This window comes from Leptospira congkakensis (assembly GCF_004770265.1).
Lineage (GTDB): Bacteria > Spirochaetota > Leptospiria > Leptospirales > Leptospiraceae > Leptospira_A > Leptospira_A congkakensis.
The window spans coordinates 577,749-596,432 of record NZ_RQGQ01000016.1 but is presented as its reverse complement, the minus strand read 5'-3'; the positions used below and the strand labels follow the sequence as shown (position 1 = coordinate 596,432).

Sequence of the window (18,684 nt, the reverse complement as noted above, 5' to 3'; positions counted from 1 at the left end):
CGCCGCCGTGGGAAACGGTGAACTTTTGGGGGTGGGAATCACTTACTAGTTACTTGTTGGTTCCTCATCAGCAGGGCTTTCGTTAATTTCAGGAGCCGGTTCACCACAGCTAACACCTTTATCACCGATTGTATCAACTAAGATTCTTGACATTGGGCAGTTCTTTAACTCCGACGGCCTCTTAAAGATATAAATATTTCTTTTTAAATCGAAAAAGTCTTCTGCCTTTTTATAAGGAATTCCTACATCACTGTCTTGGTAGCCTAACTGTCTTACATTGGAACTTATTAACTTAACCACATCCTTGTTAATGACTTGGAATTTTAACTCACCATCAGGCTCCCCCATCAGATGTTCGCTAGGTTTTTCTTTGACTACACAGCGATCGTTGATACAGGAAAGTTCTGCTAGTGTCAGCCATACTCCATTATCTAATGTAACATTTTGAATTAGTAATTGATAAATACTCTCATAGGCTTCACATCGGAACACAGGAAGATACTCATTCTTTTCCATATTAACTTCATAATACATCAGATCTCTGCTTTCCGATGGACTACAAAAAAAATCAAAACTGATTTTGCTATTTTTAAACTCCGATTTAATCGTAAATTCCTTCTTTTTCGCTTTACAGTTGGCAAAGAGAAAAAAGATACATAAAACCAAAACCCATTTATTCATTAAGGCACTCCCGACCAATCAAACTCTTCATTTTTCTGTAGAATCCAATCCTCTCCCACTTTCACTTCAACAATAAAATGGAGATGCGGTCCTCCGGAATTTCCTGAATTCCCCGACCTACCGATAAGGTCTCCCATCTTAACCTTATCACCTGGTTGTACATTGACTTGGCTTAGGTGGTAATAGGTCGTTCTGATTTTAGGATTGTCGTTGGAAGATTCAATCCGGACAGAACCACCGTTATGTGTCCCTCCATCTGCAGAGTTTAAAAAAGAATTAGGGCTATTCTCTACTTTTTCCACTGTTCCCTCCATTACGGAGGCATTCTCAGTTCCGACAGGTAGACTATAATCGGTTCCGGTATGAGGCCCTATTTTCCCATAGACAGGATTCACTCTTTTATCATCTGGACGAGAGGTTACAACATCAGATTCAGACATCGGGATTGGTCTTCGAATTTCTTTTCCATCCGCAGTTTGATAGATAGATAAATTCCCCTGCCCTGGAGCCGGTTTTATGGCAACACCTTCAGTAGGAGTTACAATAGTATCAAATAACGGTTTAGAAAATGATACGTTTTTTCCTTTCAAGTTATCCAAGGCGGCAATTTGGTCTTGCCTCGAATTTTCCACTCCAAAAGCTCGATTCAGTTGCTCCAATTTATAATTTAGATCTGAATCATTTTTACTGAATTCTATACCGATTCCCATTTCTTTATACTTCTCAACCTTGGCCCTTACTTCAAACTCAGCGTCTATTTTTTTAATTGGAAGTGTTAATTGATCAATCTGTTTTTGTATCTCATTCACAGATTTTACGTATTCATTGTATTTTTGCGGATTGGTAGTGAGCAAGTTTTGCAGATCATTTGGCTGGTTAATTCCCCCAAACTGAATTTCGTTTACCCTATCTAAGTTATTCATTTGAAAATCAGCTTCTAACAGGTCTTTTTGTCCCTGAAGTTCTTTCAATTTTTTGTATTCAGGTAAAGACTGTTTCTCTTGATCTAATCGTTTTTTTACGTCTTCAGATAATTGACCACCTTTAACAAACTCTCTGATTTGATCATGGATTTCCTTTTGGTTTTTGTTTTGTTCAAATGTGACTATGTTCGTTATACCAGATTCCAAATTCATTGGGCGAGTTCCTGAAATCAGAGGTGTTTTACTCTCTAAACTTCTTATTTGTGCTTCTTGAACTCTTGCTATTTTTTCTGCATTTTTCTTCTCCACTTGAAGTTTTTTCACCAATTCTTTGTTCTGTGGATCCTTCAATTTTGGATCTGATTCTTTGATCGCATTGATTTGTGTTTCGATTTCCCTGTTATAATTCGCAACGGATACTTTTAGATCATTCACTCGAGAGTTTACTTCATTTGAATTTATCTGTTTATTATCAATTGGTGGAAAATGATCAACTGCGCTTAAAATCAACGGCAATGGTGATTTAAGCAAATCTCCATTGTTGGTTCCTGGTACCGGTATCACTGGCACTAAATTAGGTGGTAATGGCGGATCTATCGTTTTAAGATCGTTCTCCATCCCATCTTCTTCCTCCCGTCTTCGCTCTCTCTCCAATGCTGCACTTGTTTCTGGTGTCGTTTGTTCTCCAGAGGAAGTTGATGGCAATCCACCAAACAACCCAACTAGGATTGCAGCTCCGCCAGCTAGTAAGTTAAGAAGAGCTCCTCCCGCATCATTAAGGTCTCTCGCGAAATCTTCTTCCCTTTCTGGTAGATTCTGATCTGAGGATTGATTCGATTTTTGATCGTCTTGAGTTTTGTCCTGTGCGGCATTGATATTCTGTTCGGCGAAGTTCATATCGTCCAACTGGAAACCATTCGGGCCGTTGGTGGCAATCCTAACGCCCGTAAGTTCAGCAGAAGTAGAGAGACCATCGCCGCTCAGAGTGGATGTTAAACCCAAGGTGCTTTTAGGATCTGTATATCCTACACTTGCAGAAAGGCCTGTTCCTGCGATATCATACATCAATGAGAAATTCCAATCTCGTCTTGCCCCTTCCCCGGTCGGATTGTAATTGAATCCGAAATTTGAAGAGCCGTTGGTCGTGACATCTCCTGCCAACTGGAAACCACTGTTTCCTAAACTATAAGATCCTTGTACTGTCGTATCACCCTTTCTAGAAAAAGAAACACTAGCATTCGATGTTGTGTTACCGAATCCAACCATCCCACCCCAACCGCTGTCAGAGGAATAAGTGACACCGAGACCTGGTGTCACTCCTCCAAGATATACATCCTTAAACTTTTTCAGTAAGTCACTTCTCATGGTTCCACCGAGGAGTCCGTTTGCGACGCCAGCAAGCGTTCCATCGACTCCATTTTTTGAGCCAGCAATCCCTTGTAATGTGGCATTTACTAATGCCTGCCCAGTGTTCATAGCAGAGGAACTGGCAATTCCCAATAAGTTGTTCGCACCTTGCCCAACGTATTTGACTGCATTTCCAATCGTAGTTAAAAAAGAAGAGCCTGTCGTAGCGGTTGCTGATGTGGTCGTAACCACGGTGTTTGTAGTTGCTACAGCCGTTTTTGCAGCTGCATCTGCGGCTTTAAGTGCGGAACTTGCTCCCATAGTAACCAGAACAGAAACAGTGGTAATTGCAGTTTGTTCGATGGCTTTACTCTTTGCTTTTTCGTTATTTTCTCTGGTTCTATAATCTCCATAACCTTTATCGATAAAACCTTTGGCAATAGAAACATCAATTCCCCAAGTTGCAGCCATCTGTTCCGCTAACGCTCGCTTTGCTAATTCCTCAACAACCCTATCTTTGTCTTTGATATTCAAAAGTTGAGATTGGAATGAAGTGCCAGTGGCGTTCATCGTAAATGACTTTTCCATTAAACCTAAACTAGCGAGGGAAACACTGGATTGGTTAAAAGAAGTACTGCTACCGAGCCTGTTTGCTTGTAATAACATATGTTGGAGCTCCGATTCTTTATACCCTACTGCCATTAAGGCAGACTTTACGATTCCACCTGCCACTCCATATGCGTTAGTTGATGAATTTGCAAACGGATTTTTTTCGATGGCCTCCCTTGCTTTTTTTGCATCACGAGAGCTGACAAAATCACCCACACCCGCACTCACGAGTTCCAAAGGTAAACCTGTAGCCTTTGCAAGTGCTTGTGATACAGCAGATTTAGCCATAGAAACTTCATTTGCTTTGATTTCCTTAATGCGATCAACCTGTGCATTCTTCTTTGCCAATATAGCATCCATTTTATCTTTACCAATCAATACATTGCCTATTGTGACTGCTGGTAACATAAAAAGTGTATTGACTACGGTTCCAAAAATACCACCAGAAGCGTTATTTATAAAATCAAAAGAAGATGTTAATGTAGCTTTCGCATGTTCTAAGTAAGCTTTACCTGCCTGAGAAGAAAGTTTCAGTTGTTCAATCGGATTTAGAATATCCAGAGGATTTTTTAAACTAACAACTGTGTTTTTTTGTTTTTTATCATTAATTTCTTTGCGACCTCTTAAAAAATCAAAAAACATCGACACCTTTTGGATATCTTCTGGATTTCCACCAGTTGCAGTAATCCAAGCTTTTGCGAGTTCACTGTTGATAGCAGACTCTACCTTTCCCTTCAATGAGGCTCTTACCCCAGCGGCCCCACCCGTGAAATAAGCCAATGCCAGTTCCTGAAAAAGAGAATCAGCATTTTCCTTTGTGTTTTTTCTTTCTATAAATAATTTCTGATTCCTATAATCTGTATTATAGATTGAATTAATATTGGAACTGATGGATTTTGCATCTTTTTGTAAAGAGTCTTTATAATAGTTTTCAACGATCTTCGTTTTAGATTCATAAAGGGAATCCCAATCTTCATCTTTCCAAATGGTAAAAAAACTTTTCCCAACAGGAGTTTGAACCTTATCCAAGGAACTTAGCTGAATGTATCGAACTTCTTCTGTTTTTCCAGCCGTGTACTCACCTTTTTCGTTTTTACTGGCGAGTAGGCCGTCAAAAATTTCTTTTCGTAAAGTGAGCACACCATTATCAGAATCAAAACTAACTTCAAATTCCTTTTTTAGCAGTGTATTACAAATATTTGCATTTGGATTTTCGTAACAAGATCCAAAACGGCGTAGTTCTTCCTGAGAAAGTAATGAACTATCATAAGTTCCTACCAAGATACTTTCTTCTTTGGTGAGACTTCTTCCACCTAATGCTTCCGAATTGATCGCGTAAGTCATTTGGTTGATTAACTTTTTCTGTTCTGAACGTTGGAACTCTTCCAATTCAGAATTCATCTGAATCACCGATGCATATTGGTTCACGCCGGTGATAGTTCTCTGAAATTCTTCCAATAACCCAACTCCACCAATTTGGATTCCATTCGATATTTCTGGATTTGAAACCAAGGATTGGTAGGTGGCAAGTTTGGTTCTATCCAGTTCCTCTATCTTTTGGCTGGGAGATGAAAAAGAGGGAACCGGTGTTTCTGCTTTTTCACCCAACTCATATAAATTTACCCAAGACTTCAATCCTTCTTTTTTTTCCTCCTCAATACGTTGTAACCAATCCTCTTTCGAATGTTCCAACGCCTGTCGATTCGCTTCTAATTTTGCAGTTGCCTCTCGAACTAGAGATTCTCGATTTTCTTTCCATTCGTCATATGTGCCCGCATATTCCTTTACCTTGGATTCCCATTGCATCACCGCCGGCAATAACGTATTTTGAAAGTGATTTGACTGACCACCTAACTGCGCAGAGTTTTCTTTCCAATACAAAGATGATTTAGAAGAATTTTCATCAAACATTTCATAAAGAACAGAATAACCAATTGCCCCCATTTGGAAGTAGTGTTTATCAGGAGTTAAAATTGTGATATAACGGTCTGCAATCCACTGTCCATATTTAGATTTTCCATCCAACATAAGATTGCCATTTGTATGGTGTGCAGTATCAAACGGAATATAAAAACCAGCAAATTGATCATTGTTTATGAAATGAAAAGCATCTGTATATAGATTAGCACTGATTAACGTTTGGACCCTTTTTCCACCACCCAACTTACTGTTGATAATTGAAATTAGCCGTTCGGAATCACCATGATGGATCGATTGAAATATACCACGCATTTCTAAATCTTCGATTCTAGAGAATGTTCCAACTTCACCAGCCCCGCCAGACAACCAATTTTCATACTTCAAATCACTTGTTAAGTCATGATAGGTTTGGTTTCGAATCTTCCATTCTGCAGAACCTAAGTCAAAACTTGATTTTGTCTGGTCTAAATTTATTTGAAATCCTGTTTGATAAGTATAAATTTGATTTTGAAAAACCTCATGTTCTGAGAATGCTTTATTGGATTCATCCGTTAGGAATTCTCTGATTTTTGTAGAGATTGAAGTAAGAAGCGAATCTGGATCAATTTCCGAGTTATCTAATTCTTCAGAGAGTTCGTTCGTGAACTTATAAAAAATTTTACCTGCTTCATTATAACTACCATCAGCATTTTTATATTGGCATCCAGAACTTATCTCACAAGAAGATTCTAAACCGGTTCTTAATTGAGAGACCACGCTACGCAAAGCTGTTTTAATAGTTTCTTTATAAGAATTAATAGCGTTTAGATTTTCTGAAAACTGAAAATCAGTTTCCTGCAAAGACCGGATATAATCATCATAATCGTCTTGTAATCCAGAAAATGCATTAGCAAAGGAATCCAATCCTTCTTGTCTTGTTTGGTACCATTCAAATTCCCACTCGCTAGCAGACTCCAAAATCCGATTCCGATTTTCCGCAAGTGTTCTTTCTTCTTCTGTATATTCTGCAAACAATGATTCTTGCCCCAATCTCTGGAGATAAAGTGAATCAACCTTACCTGTTTCTAATTTATGTAAAAAAGCATTTCTGTTATCAAAAAAATCTTCCGAGAGTTTCCTTTCCCATTCTGAATACAATACGGATACTTCCGAATACAATGATCTAGTCCTTTCATCCAGATAACCTTCATTAGAAATGAATGCATCTTCCCCGTGTTCTTCAGACAATATTTGTTGTATCATCTGATCTGCATTTTTTAACCACTGACTCATAGAAAAACTTAAGACTTCTTCTACACGATAGTCCCACTCTTCCATAGAATTGGAAAAATATACATTTCCATAAAATTCAGAGTAATCAGATGATTGATAACTGGGAACATTCCAAGTTTCCGAAAGCGACTGTCCATAGACACTACAGATAAAAAGAAAGAGAGAACCAATGACTAGGATAGAACGAAAGGCAAAAGAGGATTTTAAAATCATAGAGAACCTCAGTTCTCATAGGTCTCAAAATGAATGTTTGGTTTTAAAAAATTTCCATTGGTGTATAAATTTGGATTGGAGAATAAAAAAAACAAATATCAAAATCAGTCCTTCTAAAAAAAATTTTCCTCCATCGCCAGGCAAAAAATAAAAAACCAATAAAAGAAAGATCGTAGGAATATTTTTTTTAGAAGAAAAAGTTTTAAGAGGACTAAAAAGAATCAAAAACATCAATACTGTGCCAACCGATCCAAATAACAAATAATCATCACTTAAAATAGAAACATTCATTCTCCAAACTAAGATCAAACATAGAATTTGAATCCAGGAATTGCATTTTTCTTTTTTTCTATAAAGAAATACAAGGATGACGCAAAATAAATAAAAAGGTTGGTATTTCTGATCGGAAGTTTTTTCTAAAGTCATCTCTGAAAGTTGTACCTCACCATTTTCTAACAATTTATGGATTTTTGATTCTAATTCCTTCCACTGGATTTTTTTCCCTTTTAATAAAATCTCTAAACTTGTTTCTCCATTTTTGCGGTAAATTCTTCCTGGAATTTTTACTTTTTCTGATTTGATAAAAGACTCACTATATAAGGAAGTTCCAGAATTTAACTTAGTAGGTTTTACCGAAAAACGTTCTAATTCTTTTTCCTGAAGGACAGAAAAACGAACATCCGTTAATTTATGATTCCAAATCATTTTCCCAACAATGGCCGATTGTAACGCAAGCGATCTTTCTCGTAGTGAATGATCCCAGTCGAAACCTAGTAAATTTCTAAACTTACTGGAGGAATTTAACTCTATCCCTTCTGATGATGGTTGGAAACACAAAACAATTTCCTCTACTCCCAACTTGTTTTGTAACCAAGGGAGAAGTGTTAAAATTGTTTTTTCAATTGCTTCTGTATTCCCATTTGCAAAACGAAGTCTCTGGTTCGAATTTATTTCCTTGTCACCTGAAATATGAAAATACCCAGATTCGGTAGGTAAATTGCGAAAATCAGACTTTGAACCCAACTCTTTCAAACGAAAATAAAAGTCGGCACTTGATGGGTTTTGTTTTACTACAAGCAAATCAGTCATCTTTTGTTTTAAAATAAAGTCCTCCACTTGTTTGGTAATCCGAATCGATTCTTCTTCTGGAACTGATGTGGGAAATTCCAATTTTGCCATCAGAATATTTCCCTGAAAGGAACCTAATCTGTGAAAATCAAAACTGGACATTAACGATGAAATTACACCTAACAAAAACAATCCAGAAACGACATATTTGTTTAACCAAAGATTTTCGCTTTTATTTCCAGATTGTATTTTTGAAAAACAAGACAACCTTTCCCAAAAAACAATTTTGATAACAGGAATTTGATAAGTTCGCAAGGGTGCGAAAAGGATTTTAAAAAAGGAAAAAGATAATAAAAAGTATATATGGCAAAAAGAAAAAATAACAAAATCCTTTGGTATCAATTCACAAACGACAAATAAAGATAAAATTACAAAAGGAAATAAAATTCCCCTTAACCAAACCCCTATTCTTCGAATGGGAAATACGAATAATAAATACTTCCAAGCCAAAATCACCCAGAGAATAGCCCTACCCATTGGATAATTCAATAGATTACAAATACCTAAAAATAAAATTAGTGAAATATAATAAGATAATAGATTTATGACCAGTTCTGATCCCGATTTATCTAAAAAAGAACAGAAAATAACCAATACAAGATCCAAGATGAAAAACAGAAAAAAAAATCGAAATAAATCCCGAATCAAATCTTCGTGACTTGTGTACAATAAAATCCAATCTGTATGGTTAGATAATATAGAAGTTAATTCTTTTGAAATATAATATAAGGATGTACTATTCTTCGCTTTGATGATAATTGTTTCTGAACTGGATCCATTAATTCTCGTTCCATGCCGAACTTCTCTTTCCTTCAAAGAGACCTTTCCAATCGCAGAAACTTTTAATCCATTTCCTAAGTTTGAAGAGATGGGAACTTCCGACCAATCCATTGGTTTTAGTGGATTATCTTTTTGAAACCAATACCCGTTCCATTTGTCCAAACTAAAACCAAAAGAATGTTTTCTTAAAGATGAAAAAATAATCGATAAAGAAGGAAACTCCGAAGTTTGGATTTGGTTGGTTCGGAATTCTAAAACCAATTCCTGTTCCTTATCCGAATGGTGCACAAAAGATAAAACGCCATCTAAGTTCCTAATTTTTCTTTCCAGATCCTTTCTTGTAGAATCCGAACCCTTATGAATTCTCTGCAAAATGATCAGATAACTATCATCTGTTTTTCCCGATTGGATCTGTGGGAAATGAGAGTCTTTCGGAAACTTATGTTTTTGTAATAAATATTCATTTCGAATGGATTGGACGATTTCTTGTTTACTCGTGCCAGAATCTAACTGGAGGAGGAACATAGACCTTCCCACTTCCGATATAGATTCAATTTGTTTGTATCCAGAAATGGATTTTAGAATTTGTTCCCAAGGTTTGGTGATCGACTCCTCCACTTGGATTGCCGTTTTGTTCGAAAAGCGGTGTGTGATTTGTATGGTTTCCTTTGGTTCTGCATATCCATCTTCACCAAAGGAAATCCCTTTCCAAGAAAGGAGAGAGAATAATACAAAAAATAGTAAGGAAGCTAAAAGTTTATGATTATGTTTCCTAATCCAATTTCGATTCATTATTATTTTTGATAAAACTTTTGGAAAAATATGGGATAAATATAAAACACTAAAAAAATCGAAATCGGAATTCCAATAAACATAGTTAAGGCGATAGATTTAGAAAATTCGGAGCCGGAAAAACCAAAAAACAAAACTGGCAAAAAACCCATCATCGTTGTACCGGAATTTAAAGATATAGGCCAAACCAACCAACGAAACACTTTCTCTCTGGCTTTTTCAATATGAACGTGCTGGCGAATTTCCGCCCATCTTTCCCCAAAAAGCGAAATGTTATCGAGAGAAAGCCCAAGTAAAACCACAAGCCCTATATAGTGACCCAAATGGAAAGTATCAAACAAAATGAAAACAACAGAAGTAGTAATCAAAAGATAAAAAATGGATATCCCTAAATAAAATAACGGAATCGTAAAAGATTCATAAATTCCAACCAATGCTAAATAAATAAAAGCGAATGCGATGAAGAACAGTAAAAGTAGAGTGATAAAAAATTTTCTAATTTCTTCCGCAGCGATTAGTTTAATAAACGAAATTCCATTTTCTGCCAAACTCTTATCTTCAAAATGCGAAACATCCCCTATCCATTCCAAATAGAATAATCCAGATTCTCTACGAAATTCGTCATAACTTGTTTTTGACTTGTTTGCGAATAAAGATCCCGAATACGTTAAATCGTTTGTCTTTGTTTTGAAACGGGTTCCTTCTGAATCGAGATATGTCTGAAAATTGGAGTCAAAAATTTCAACACCTAAATATAAACTGCCTTTTTTCTCTTCACCAATTTTCCCTAAATATTCAGGCCTTTGTTTATATAAAATTCGATGTTTCAAATCATCTTCATCAGGTATGAGTTCTGGAATGGGGATGGAGCGCCTAGACCATTCTTCCAAAACAATTTGATTAGGAAAAAAAGAAAAAACACCATTTAACTTAGATTCAATAGAAGCATTCATCCATTCGTATGAAAAACTTCGAAGAGTTTCCCAATTTTCATGAAGAAAAACAATAGAGTCCGTCGGAAGGAACGGGAGGGCCTTCGTTACTTCTGATTCAAGTGACTCCCACTTCCAATCCCAACTTGATTTAGAAAGAATCTTAGAAACAAAAATTTCTAACTCTTTTGGTCTTTCCACTCCAAACAACTTCCATTGAATCGAAATTGCTTTTGTTGGATGTTGGTTGCCATCATTATTTAACTCTAAAGGCAAAACTAAAATTGAAATTTTTGGATCAAACTTCTTGATTCTAAATTCCAAATCATTCACAAAATTAAGTTCTTCTTTTAAAGAAACTCTATTTTTAGGAGAGGTTAAAATACGAATCCCAACAGAGGCCTGTTTGGGGAATATTTCTAAATTTGCACCAAAACTAAAAACACAAACTATCAAAAAACAAACAAACCCAATCGAAAAGATTCTTAAATTAACAATTTTTCTTAGTTTATAACTATGATCATACCAACGAAAAAACAAATTTTCTTGGAGCAAAAGGTTATTCTCTATCTTTTGAAAATTCGGTAAGGAGATAAAAACTAATGGAACGATCCACAGAGAGGAAACCAAAGAACAGAACACCAATAAAGCAATACAAACTCCCGAATCAAAAAGAAATTCTTTCCATTCCATAGGAAACACTAACAAAGGAATAAACACAACGATTGTTGTAAGAGAAGACGAAAACAGAGATACAAGAATGGATTGGATTCCCTTAGTAACTGCAACAATAATTGAACTCTGAATTTCCAATTGTTTCCGGATGGAAAACACAGATAAATTACTAGCATCAAACAACATACCAACTCCGACTGAAATCCCGCCTAAACTAAGCAAGTTGATTGAAATGGAAAAAAGTAAAATCAAATGAAAAAATAGAACGAGAGAGAAAAAAACAGATACAAACAAAACTAAGGAAGGAGATAAACTTCGATAGAGAAGATAAGAAAATAAAAATGCAAAAACCAATCCCCAAATGAGATTGAACCCAAACTGTGTAAGGCCTGTCCGTAATTCAGACGAAACATCAAAATAAATTTCAGAATCAATCATCGAAAAACTATTTAGCTTTTTTTGAATTTCAGAGGAAACTCGGATTGGATTGGCATTTGAGTCAGAATGAATAGCCAGATAAACAACTTCCTTTCCATTGATTCTTGTTAATTTCTCTTCCGGTAATTCAGAATCAAAAACCTTTGCAAATCGGTTCAAAGAGACAGAACTCCCATTTCCCAAATAAATTTGAAATTCTGATAAATCTTCTTTGGATTTGATCTCGTTCGAAAATTTTAATTCAGTATCTTTATGATAACCCTCAATTTTTCCAAGAGAACCTCCACGCATTCCAGATAAAATTTGGGATTCCAAATCCCGAATCCCAATGGGAAACAAATCAAAAACATTGGAATTGATCGAAACAAAAGTAGACAAAGTAGGTGTTCCAGACATTCGAACTTCTGCAACTCCCGAAATACGTTCCAAATGAAATCTTAATTGTTTTAGTTGAAATTCAAAACGTTCTTTTTCCTTTTCATTTGGTTTAGAGATTAAAATTTCCATAAAGGGCCTTTCTTCTTTTGCCCCTTGGAACAACCTGGAAACACCAACTCCCGGTGGAAGTTTGTCTTTCATTTCAAATATTGTTTGGTATAATTCTTCTTTAAACTCCGAAATAGAAGCTCCATACAACAAATCCATCTGTATTATCGACTTTCCATGTTCGGCGATGGATCTTATTCTTTCTACAGACTTTACTGAAGATAAAATTTCAGAAATTGGCAAACTAACCATTAGATCCGTATCTTCCGCAGAATGATTCGGGAACTCAGTGTCCACGAAATATCGAACTGGTGTTAGTTTAGGCAATAACCAAATTTCCAATTCAGAAATTCGAAAAAATATGGCAACAAACAAAGAAAAAGATATGACCCAATACAATCGTCTGTGTTTAGATAAAGAAAGAACATAGGATTCTATCTTCATAAAGACAAACTGGATTCAACTTGATCTTCAGAAGAGAGACCAGATAATACTTCCAATTCATTTAAAAGATAAGGTTTGAATTGGATGAATTTTTTTCCGACTCCTTCACCTTGTTTTACGTTAACATAAAATCCACTGGATTCGTCTCCTCGTAGCGAAAACTTTGAGATCAAAATTTTTTCCGTTGTCTCGGGAAGTATTACTTCCACTAACCCAAACATCCCAGGTAAAACCCTATTTTTATTTATATTTACATCCAATCGGACTTTAATCCCAATACTGTGTGACCTTGGATCCAAAAATCCTCCGACACGATCCACTTTACCACTGATAGGTGGTAAAGTATCATCAGAAAGATGAAACAATACAGATTTCCCAGCAGAAAAATTATAAAGATCAGATTCTGCAATTTGAAAACCAACTGATAACTCACCTTTTTCCATAAGAGTCATTACGGGAGTTTGGTTTGACAATTCTCCTTCTTTGATTTGAATTTTCAAAATTCTCCCAGGTTTAGGAGCTCGTAATTTAGTTTCCGACAATAACTCAGCATTGGTTTTGATTTGATTTTTGATTATTTTCTGGTGGGAAACACTGAGTTCGTATTCGGATTTTTCTAAAGAGGTATTTTTTTCTCTCCAAATTTTTAATTTTTCATCAAAACTTATCTCTTCTTGCGCAAAGTCCAAATCGATTCCACTCAAAAGATTGTCTCGGTCACGTAATAAGTTTTTATACTGAGTTTCTTTGGCACTTTCCTCTTGTTTTAACTTTTCAATTTCGGAGAGAGAAACAAAACCTTGTTTCCAAAGAACTGTTTTTTTCTCAGTTATGTTCCGAGATAAAACCCATTCTTTTTCAGCAAAACCAATCAACTCAGTTTTTTTATCAACTTCTCGTAATTTGACTTCCACCTGCTTTTCAGCATGTTTCCATTTTTCTAATGCAATGGCCACTTGTGATCCTGCTATTTCGAGAGAAAGACGCAACTTCTCCCCTTCTAATCGCAAAAGTTCATCATCGATTTCTAAAAGTATTTGTCCTTCTTTAACAAAACTTCCTTCTTCTACATATATTTTCCTAACTCGCCCATTTTGTTTATTATGTAATTGAATTTCCTTTGTCGCCTCCACAACAGCTGGAAACTCGATTATCTTGTTTACCTCGATGACACGAGGCGATGAAAACACAAAACCTTGTTTCGGTGGAGAAGTAGCAAAAACTTCATTTGTATAACCCAATTTTTCTGGATGATAAAACAATTTTACAAACAAAGGAAAACGATTCCGTATCCCCTCTGTAGAAATAAATGTATAAGAGAGAGATAGAAGAATGTACAAGATAACTAAAACAAGTAACTTACGAATCAAAACCTTGAAGTCAGAAAAGAATTTTGATTTCATACATTTGCCAAAACCAAAACAAAGAATACAAAGAGAATCGGATTTATATAACCCAAACTATGAGAAATGAACAAAACAGAACGATCCGTTGTCAGAAACAATTGTTTATACAATTTTCCATTTTGAATGACGAATAACAGAAATAAAGTGGTCCAAAATACAACCACCACAACAGCATAGAATTTTGTATGAACCAAAAACCCTAACGTTTGATTTCCCAAAAACAAAACACAAACAAATAAAAAGAACAAACGGACGAGATTTCGGAACAGATCACCAAAATTCCTTCGAAAAATCTCCTTTTCCTTCTTTCCGAAAGAAAACAAAGCATTCATGCCAACACAAAGAAGGAAATACAATCCAGCCGTAAAAATTACACTTACAATTTGAAATGGATACAAACTCCAAAGAGAAACTTCTTTTCCTGAATGGATCGCATTTTGCTCTAAGGAACGATTCAAATTCATAAACTCGTCCCAATTCCAAAGACAATGAAAGCCATAAAATAAAACATAAAGAATAAGAAAAAAATAATGGGACTTTTTTAACTGAAACAACAAACCCATCATATTATTTAATTTTAATTTTATACTTTCGAAAAGTAAATCAGACAGAACAAACCATTTCATTTCAAATCACCCATTTCCTTTTGTAGTCGATCTAAATGGGTTTGAAAATGTTTCGTTTGGGCCAAAAAAAGTTGTTTTTGTTTGGTGGAAGTTTTTCCATTTTGAATTCTCAGTAACAGCAAACAAGCTTCCGGTGAGACAGAAACTAACTCGAAAAGTTTTTTTTCATCTTCTTCTGAAATAACAATTTTTTCTTTAGAAAGGAGAACTGCCTTAAAATACAACAATACCATCTCTGGAGTTTTGTGTTTTAACTCAGACCAGATGATAAAAAAATCCTTCCAATCTCCCGAATAAAATAATGTTTTTAGGTAAATGAAAAGTTCGTCTTCTGAAAGATCCGTAGATTCTTTTTTTTCTGACAAAATAGATTTTACAATCGTTAGATGACCGGAACGAAAAGCATCCGACAATACTTTAAAATCTTTTTTCCCTGATTCAGAACTTTCGGAACAACCCAAAAGGCTGAGCAATGCAAAAAGAGAAATTAATTTTTCTTTCATTGTTTTTCTCCGAAAACGGTTCTTAGGTTTTCACGAAAAGGGAAAGGATCCTCTGGGTTCCAATTCCAATCCATTCGTATCATTTCTTTTTTAGTAAGATCCATCCAAAACATCCGAATGGATCTTGTTTTGTGGAGGGATGATACATTGTGACGGATTAAAAATATTTCAGTAGCCCCAATACTTTCCGCACGATTTTTCCAAACCTCGATTCTTGGTTTTTCTGTATTTGAAATGCCGACCAACTGTTTTTGAAACAGTTCCAAATGATTCGATACTTCTGCCAAAGAAGTTTGTTCTTCCCAAACTCCTTCACCTAACACAACTGAATAACCCAATTCCTCTAAATCTTCAAGGATTCTTAAATTCACTTCCCTTTCTTCGGAATAAAAGTCAGAGAAAATGCGAGAACTTGTTTGGATGAGTAACAGTTTTTTTCCAGAGGGAATAGGATAAGTGACTGTCTGTAATCTTCGCGAGGAAGATAAACAAGATACAAAACATAGAATAAAAAATACAAAAGATAATTTCATTTTGCTTCCACCTGAATGACAAAAGCATTTTTCATTCTTTTGCCTGAAACAGATTTTGCTTCTGCTTCTAATCTAAATTCATAATAAGGGTAAAAATTAGGAGCAAGGGCCGAAGCTGATAAATTAAAATCACCGCCAGTGGAAATATTTCCAAACAATGATCCATTACAGCTGGCTTCACTTTCCGCATAAGAATAAGTAAGTTCCCTACACCCAAAAGGAGAAACTGTTTGGCAATGGGACCATACCCAAGTTGACAAACGAATGTTTGTGGATGGAGGTGAAATTTTAGAAAACCTTGTAGCACCTATAACGGATGTAGTATCCATATATTGGTTAAAAAATATTCGAAAATTATCAGTGTTTACATCAGCACAAGCGGAGGCAGTGGCAGTTCCATCATCTCCGCCGCGAAACTGATAGGAATGCGGATTTAAAATTGGTAATCCCAGACTCCAAAAACAAAACCCAGAATCCCAACGAGCACTGGTTAGAGTTCCAATTTCCTGGATTCCCAAACCACAACTTTGTGATTCCAATCCAAACCCGATGACCTCAGGATCAGAAAGATTTCCCACCAAAAAATCTTCGCGAAAGGATTCAGAAAGTTCACCTCCATCTAACGAATGAATTCCTGCCGATAAAAGGATATGATACCTTACATTTGGTGCCAACATCGTATCTGTGAGAATTTGAACTTGTGAAGGACTTGTCCATTCCAGTCGAAATGAAATAGCGGGCTCCATTCGAAGGCCAAGGCCAACTTCCGTTTGGTTCATAGGTTTAGAGAATCTGACTTGAATGGGGGGAGGACCAGGCACCCCGGAACAACCAAGCAAAACTTCGCCTAACAATATATCCATGGGTGTCCCACCGGTCAAACATTCACTTTCGGTTCCCGTGAGAACGATAATGGATGCAACAGTTGTAGGTTCGAGAGTTGGTTTTTCTCCCACACGAAATGGTATGGTATAAACTCGATCCAAGTCTTTACCTGATTTATCTTCACATTGTTTGGTAAGCCGAACAATATATCCTCCAGATGAAAGTTCTGCTTTGGGGATAAATTTAAGACTTATATCTGTGGTTTCAAAACTTCCTCGAACGGGTGGTTCCAACGAAAAACCAGATACACAAGATTGGATGGACATTGGGTGACTAAACACAATGGAAATCATTGCCTTAGGGTCTACATCGATGGCGTCTAAATTAGGGGTAAAAGTTAACACCCTTGGCCTATCACTGGCATTCAAAACACCAATCCAATCTTCCAAAGATCCAAACTTAGAAGAACATCCTACAAATAATAAATAGAATAAACAGAACCATTTCCATCTAACGAGATTCATACGATTCCTCCATCAGAAAGGGGTATGGTTTTTTCAATTTTGGTTCGTTTATTTTTGGATTTTTTTTGGATGTTTTATCCTTCCATTCTTCTAAAATTTTTGTAATGTCACTGGAAGTTCGTTTTGTTTCCAACCGGTAATACCGGTTATCAAACGGATTTTCACCGAGAAGCAAAACAAGTTCTAAGGCTGTCGTTATATATTGAAAATAATGATCCAGTAGTGTTTCCAAACCCACAAACACTTCTTCTTCCGACTTCAAATACTCTAACTCAGAAATTAAATTTTCTTTTTGTTCTTCCCTTTTCACAAGGTGTTGGTATAACCCGGATTTACAATTCTCTAAGTACAAAATATACTTACGATACATCTCAAAAAGTTTGATTTCGGTAGATTGGATTTGGTTTGAGAAAACAATTTCTGTTTGTTTCCAATCTGATTTGGCCTGTAACACAGACATTTTGGAATCAAAAACTTTTTTGTTTCGGCCCAAATCATCAAAAAGACCAATGGATCCGCTTTGAAATGCATTTTCACCAGGGCCAACCGGTTGTGGGCCGTATCCAGGGATTCTCTGAATTCCATTTCCTTCCGATTGGATTCCATTTTGGGTGTTGGATTGAAAACTTGTTCCCCCTAAGTTGGCTTGGACACCAAGACTCAGTCCATAAATTTCATTTTGTAAGGGGAATCCAGCATTTCCATTTTTACCAATATATCCACCTAATACAAGTTTTGGTTTCCAATCATTTTCCAAACTTTCCTGATCTAGTTCTGCAAGATCCATCTGAAGCCTTGATTTTTTTCGCAACGGATGATTTTCATTGGCCGCCGTTTGTATTTCCTTCGGATCAAACAGTACAATTCGTTCGGTAAGGCCACCTTCCAATAATAAACTCATTTCTGAGTCCAAAGACATTGATTGTTTTAATTCCAAAAATGCCAGTTTCCTTGCGGATTCGGAGTGGATCTTTTTAGATTGGAATTCGACTTCCCAAACTTTCCAAAATCCAAGTTCGGCTTTGGGAAAAAGGCCAAGTTCAGATTCTTTTTTCCGTTTTTGATTTTCTAATTGGTAACGATCCGAACGTAGTTGATAGATTGTATCAACTAACTGACGTTTATTATAATTTAAATATGATAAAGAGATGGATTTGAATATTTTTTCCTTTAGAAGTTTTTTTTCTTCTGAGTGGATGAGCCTCTTTAGTTCGATTTTTTGTTTTTCCCTTTCTGTTTCCCCTCCATCATAGAGCAGTTGTTGGATCTGCAATCGAACATCTCGGTATTCTTGATCGATTTGTTCCTGGTTTTTGGAAAAGATTCCAAAGTAATGGACACCTAATTTTGGTAGGTATTGTTTCCACTTGTCTCTAGTTAAGATAGGAAAAATTTCGGAACGGACTTGCTCAAGACCCAAACTCCCATTTCTTTCCATCCCAATCCAAACACAGTCTTCCCATAACAATTTTCCCTCTGCTTGTACTTGCATGGGAAGGTATCCTAGGACAAAACAGAGAACCCAAGTTTTATGCCACATATCAATGGATAGGTGGTAGTTTTTTAAATTGGTTCTCAATAACCCAATTTGTCCGGGGATTTTTAATTTTTTTTTTAGATTTTGGCT

General features: G+C 36.0%; 10 protein-coding genes. All 10 read right to left on the bottom strand.

Annotated features, from left to right (window positions below; all coding sequences use genetic code 11):
- Nucleotides 1-45: 45 nt before the first annotated feature.
- Genes EHQ70_RS13095 through EHQ70_RS13050 form a run of 10 tightly spaced genes read right to left on the bottom strand, consistent with a single transcriptional unit; the run spans nucleotide 46 to nucleotide 18,597 of the window.
- Nucleotides 46-681 (bottom strand): hypothetical protein, encoded by a 636-nt coding sequence (locus tag EHQ70_RS13095; RefSeq protein ID WP_135587030.1) that lies wholly within the window; start codon nucleotides 679-681, stop codon nucleotides 46-48.
- On the bottom strand, nucleotides 681-6,965 hold the full coding sequence (locus EHQ70_RS13090) for a TIGR04388 family protein (RefSeq protein WP_135587028.1): 6,285 nt from the start codon (nucleotides 6,963-6,965) through the stop codon (nucleotides 681-683). The genes EHQ70_RS13095 and EHQ70_RS13090 overlap by 1 nt, the downstream gene beginning before the upstream one ends.
- 24 nt (nucleotides 6,966-6,989) lie before the next feature.
- Nucleotides 6,990-9,665: an efflux RND transporter permease subunit gene (locus EHQ70_RS13085; RefSeq protein ID WP_135587026.1), complete on the bottom strand. Its 2,676-nt coding sequence runs from the start codon at nucleotides 9,663-9,665 to the stop codon at nucleotides 6,990-6,992.
- Nucleotides 9,666-9,667: 2 nt separating this feature from the next.
- Nucleotides 9,668-12,640: an efflux RND transporter permease subunit gene (locus tag EHQ70_RS13080; protein ID WP_135587024.1), complete on the bottom strand. Its 2,973-nt coding sequence runs from the start codon at nucleotides 12,638-12,640 to the stop codon at nucleotides 9,668-9,670.
- Nucleotides 12,637-14,043, bottom strand: a complete 1,407-nt coding sequence (locus EHQ70_RS13075; protein WP_135587022.1) for an efflux RND transporter periplasmic adaptor subunit — start codon at nucleotides 14,041-14,043, stop codon at nucleotides 12,637-12,639. The genes EHQ70_RS13080 and EHQ70_RS13075 overlap by 4 nt, the downstream gene beginning before the upstream one ends.
- Entirely contained in the window at nucleotides 14,040-14,672 is a 633-nt protein-coding gene (locus tag EHQ70_RS13070; RefSeq protein ID WP_135587020.1) for a hypothetical protein, read from the bottom strand. The genes EHQ70_RS13075 and EHQ70_RS13070 overlap by 4 nt, the downstream gene beginning before the upstream one ends.
- Nucleotides 14,669-15,175 carry a hypothetical protein gene (locus EHQ70_RS13065; RefSeq protein WP_135587018.1) on the bottom strand — a complete coding sequence of 169 codons (507 nt, stop codon included), beginning with the start codon at nucleotides 15,173-15,175 and terminating at the stop codon, nucleotides 14,669-14,671. The genes EHQ70_RS13070 and EHQ70_RS13065 overlap by 4 nt, the downstream gene beginning before the upstream one ends.
- Entirely contained in the window at nucleotides 15,172-15,708 is a 537-nt protein-coding gene (locus tag EHQ70_RS13060) for a hypothetical protein (RefSeq protein ID WP_135587016.1), read from the bottom strand. Before EHQ70_RS13060 ends, EHQ70_RS13065 begins: the two co-directional genes overlap by 4 nt.
- Complete coding sequence (locus tag EHQ70_RS13055) at nucleotides 15,705-17,057, bottom strand: Ig-like domain-containing domain (protein ID WP_135587015.1); 1,353 nt, start codon at nucleotides 17,055-17,057, stop codon at nucleotides 15,705-15,707. Before EHQ70_RS13055 ends, EHQ70_RS13060 begins: the two co-directional genes overlap by 4 nt.
- Entirely contained in the window at nucleotides 17,044-18,597 is a 1,554-nt protein-coding gene (locus EHQ70_RS13050; protein WP_425270041.1) for a TolC family protein, read from the bottom strand. Before EHQ70_RS13050 ends, EHQ70_RS13055 begins: the two co-directional genes overlap by 14 nt.
- Nucleotides 18,598-18,684 lie beyond the last annotated feature (87 nt).